General features: G+C 33.3%; 1 protein-coding gene. It reads left to right on the forward strand.

What is annotated here, in order from left to right; translation table 11 throughout:
• A partial coding sequence (locus AOA61_RS00430; protein ID WP_143521147.1) for a MoxR family ATPase occupies positions 1-459 on the forward strand: 459 nt, incomplete at both ends.

Genomic DNA, 459 nt, shown 5'->3' on the forward strand with positions numbered 1-459 from the left:
AGATGGAGAAATATATCCTCTGCCTGAACCATTCTTTGTGATGGCTACACAAAATCCAATTGAATTTGAAGGTACATATTTGTTACCAGAAGCTCAATTAGACCGTTTTATGATGAAGTTCAATATCAATTATCCGAGTATAGCTGAAGAGGGGAATATTCTCAAAAATCAACTCGATAATCCTTTAGAAAGACTAGAAGTAGTTGCTGATGTGACTACACTTCAAAAGATACAAGAGGAAACCCAAAATGTATATGTGTCAGATAGCGTAGTAAATTATGTTTTAGAAATTGCAACACATACAAGAAATCACGAACATATATTTTTAGGTATAAGTCCAAGGGGCACACTTGCTTTAATGAAAGCGGTGAAAGCGTTGTCTTATTATGAGGGAAGGGACTTTGTTACACCTGATGATATAAAAAATTTAATACCTTATGTTTTTTATCATCGTATTAT

The sequence above is a fragment of the Pseudomonas sp. 2995-1 genome, assembly GCF_002742505.1.
Lineage (GTDB): Bacteria > Pseudomonadota > Gammaproteobacteria > Pseudomonadales > Pseudomonadaceae > Aquipseudomonas > Aquipseudomonas sivasensis.